Raw genomic sequence first — 2,591 nt, forward strand, 5'->3', positions numbered from 1 at the left:
CCATCAGAGATGTGTATAAGGGACAGGTACTGGAGGGAGGAGTCGCTGAAGGACACCTCCAGGACGGTGTCGCCGCACACGGGGCAGGCCTCTCCCGCGCGGCCGTGGACGCGCATGCCGCTCTTCTTCTCGGCCTTGAGCCGTCCGGCGGCGACGCCCCGGGACCGTTCGACGGCGTCCTTCAGGGTGGTTCGCGTCGCCGTGTACAGGTGGGTGACGTCGTCGTCGCTCAGGCTCGTCGTGAGCTTGAACGGGGACATCCTGGCGACGTGCAGGATCTCGTCGCTGTAGGCGTTGCCGATTCCGGCGATCAGGGACTGGTCGCGCAGGGCGCCCTTGACCTGCCGCCGCTGCCCGCCGAGGAGCCGGGCGAAGGTGCCCCGGTCGAAGGAGTCGGCGAGCGGGTCCGGCCCCAGGCGTGCGACCCCGGGCACGTCGGCCGGGTCGCGCACGAGGTGGACGGAGAGGCGTTTGGTGGTCCCCGTCTCGGTCAGGTCGAACCCCTCCCCGTCGGTGAGGACGGTACGGAGGGCGAGCGGCCCCTTGCCCGGCCGGGGCGGTGCCGCCGGGACGCTGTCCTGCCACCGCAGCCACCCGGCCCGCGCCAGGTGGACGAGCAGGTGGAGTCCGCCGGCCGTGACGTCCAGGAACTTGCCGTGGCGGTCCACGGCGGTGACGGTGGCGCCCTGCAGGGCGGTGAGCGGCGGGTCGTACGTCTTCAGGACGCTGACGGCGACCGGCAGGACGCGGGCGATCTCCTTGCCGACCAGGTGGTCGCCGAGGAAGTCCCGCAGGGCTTCGACTTCCGGCAGTTCGGGCATGCCACCAGCCTGCCCCAGCGGCCCGGCGAGTGCCCACCCGTCAGGCGCCGGGATCCGGCAGACCGTAGACGCGCCGCGCGGTGGCGGCGAACACGGACCGCCGGTCCTCCTGGCCCAGGTGCGAGGTCAGGGCGAGTGCCGCGTCGACGACCCCGGCGTACGGGGCGGCGAGCCGGCACACCGGCCAGTCCGAGCCGAACATCAGCCGGCCGGGTCCGAAGGCCTCGATCACGGTGTCCGTCCAGGGGCGCAGGGTCTGTACGGTCCAGCGCCGCGGGTCGGCCTCGGTGACGAGCCCGGAGAGCTTGCAGACGGTGTTGGGCAGCGCGGCCAGTGCCCGCAGCCCGTCGGCCCACGGCCGCGTCCGGCCCTCGGCGATCGGCGGTTTGCCGGCGTGGTCGAGGACGAAGGTGAGTCCGGGCAGCAGGGCCGCGGCACGGACGGCCGAGGGCAGCTGGTGGGGCCGGACGACCAGGTCGTAGACGAGGCCCGCGTCGGCGACGGCCGTCAGGCCGCGGAGCACGTCGGGGCGCAGCAGCCACTTCGGGTCGGGCTCGTCCTGGACCTGGTGGCGGATGCCGACGAGCCGGTCGCCGCCGGGCAGGTCGGCCAGGGCGGCCAGGGCTCCGGCGACACCGGGCGCGGTGAGGTCGGTCCAGCCGACGACGCCTGCGACGAGTCCGTGGCCGTCGGCGAGGGCGAGCAGCTCGGGCGTCTCCTCGGCGACGGCGACGGTCTGGACGAGGACGGTGGCGCCGATCCCCGCCGCGCGGGCCTCGGGTTCCAGGTCGGCGAGGGTGAAGGTGCGGCGGAGCGGGGCGAGTTCCTCGCCGGTGATCCACTCCTGGTCGCGTACGGCGAGGTCCCACACGTGGTGGTGGGCGTCGACGTGCCCCGCGGTGCTCATGCCGTCTTCCCGTCCGGGGTGCCGAGCAGGCCTTCGGCGCGCAACTCCGCCCAGAGCGCGTCGGGGACCGGCGCACGGAGCAGGGCGGCCGCGTCCCGTACCTCCTCCGGGGAGCGGGCGCCGAGGAGGACGCCCGTGACGGCCGGGTGGCCCAGCGGGTAGTGCAGGGCCGCGGCGCGCAGCGGGACGCCGTGCCGGCGCGCCACCGCGTCCATGCGCAGGGCCCGGTCGAGGAGGTGCGCGGGGGCCCTCGCGTAGTCGTACATGGCGCCGGGGCGCGGATCGGCCAGGAGCCCCGAGTTGAAGACCCCGCCGACGACGACGGCGCGGCCCCGGGCGGCGGCCTCCGGCAGCAGGACGGTGAGGGCGCTGCCGTCGAGGAGGGTGTGGCGCCCGGCGCACAGCACGGCGTCGACGTCGGTCTCGCGCAGGAAGCGGGTGAGCATCGCGGTCTGGTTCATCCCGGCGCCGATCGCGCCGACCACGCCCTCGGCCCGCAGCTTCTCCAGGGCCGGGTACCCCTCGCGGAAGGCGGCCTCCTCGTGGTCGTCGGGGTCGTGCAGATAGACGGTGTCGACCCGGTCGAGGCCGAGGCGGCCGAGGCTCTCCTCCAGGCTGCGGCGGATGCCGTCGGCGCTGAAGTCCCAGCGGCGGCGGTGGGTGGGCGCCACGGCGAACCCCTCGGACAGGGCGTCGGCCTGGACCGCCCCCGGCGGCAGCGGTTCGAGCAGCCGGCCCACCTTCGTGGAGAGGGTGTACGCGTCGCGGGGCCGGCCGCGCAGGGCTTCGCCGAGCCGGCGCTCGGACAGACCGAGTCCGTAGTGGGGGGCGGTGTCGAAGGAGCGGACGCCTTCGTCCCAGGC

General features: G+C 75.1%; 3 protein-coding genes. All 3 read right to left on the reverse strand.

From position 1 onward, the window contains the following. A partial coding sequence (locus IH13_RS0133900; protein ID WP_063837531.1) for an Fpg/Nei family DNA glycosylase occupies nucleotides 1-821 on the reverse strand: 821 nt, incomplete at its 3' end. A gap of 40 nt (nucleotides 822-861) precedes the next feature. Beyond that, nucleotides 862-1,728: an amidohydrolase family protein gene (locus IH13_RS0133905; protein ID WP_031090618.1), complete on the reverse strand. Its 867-nt coding sequence runs from the start codon at nucleotides 1,726-1,728 to the stop codon at nucleotides 862-864. Next, nucleotides 1,725-2,591, reverse strand: an 867-nt coding sequence (locus IH13_RS0133910) for an aldo/keto reductase (protein WP_031090621.1), incomplete at its 5' end; no start/stop codon positions are given. The genes IH13_RS0133910 and IH13_RS0133905, both read right to left, overlap by 4 nt.

The sequence above is a fragment of the Streptomyces sp. NRRL WC-3549 genome (assembly GCF_000721935.1).
Taxonomy (GTDB): Bacteria; Actinomycetota; Actinomycetes; order Streptomycetales; family Streptomycetaceae; genus Streptomyces.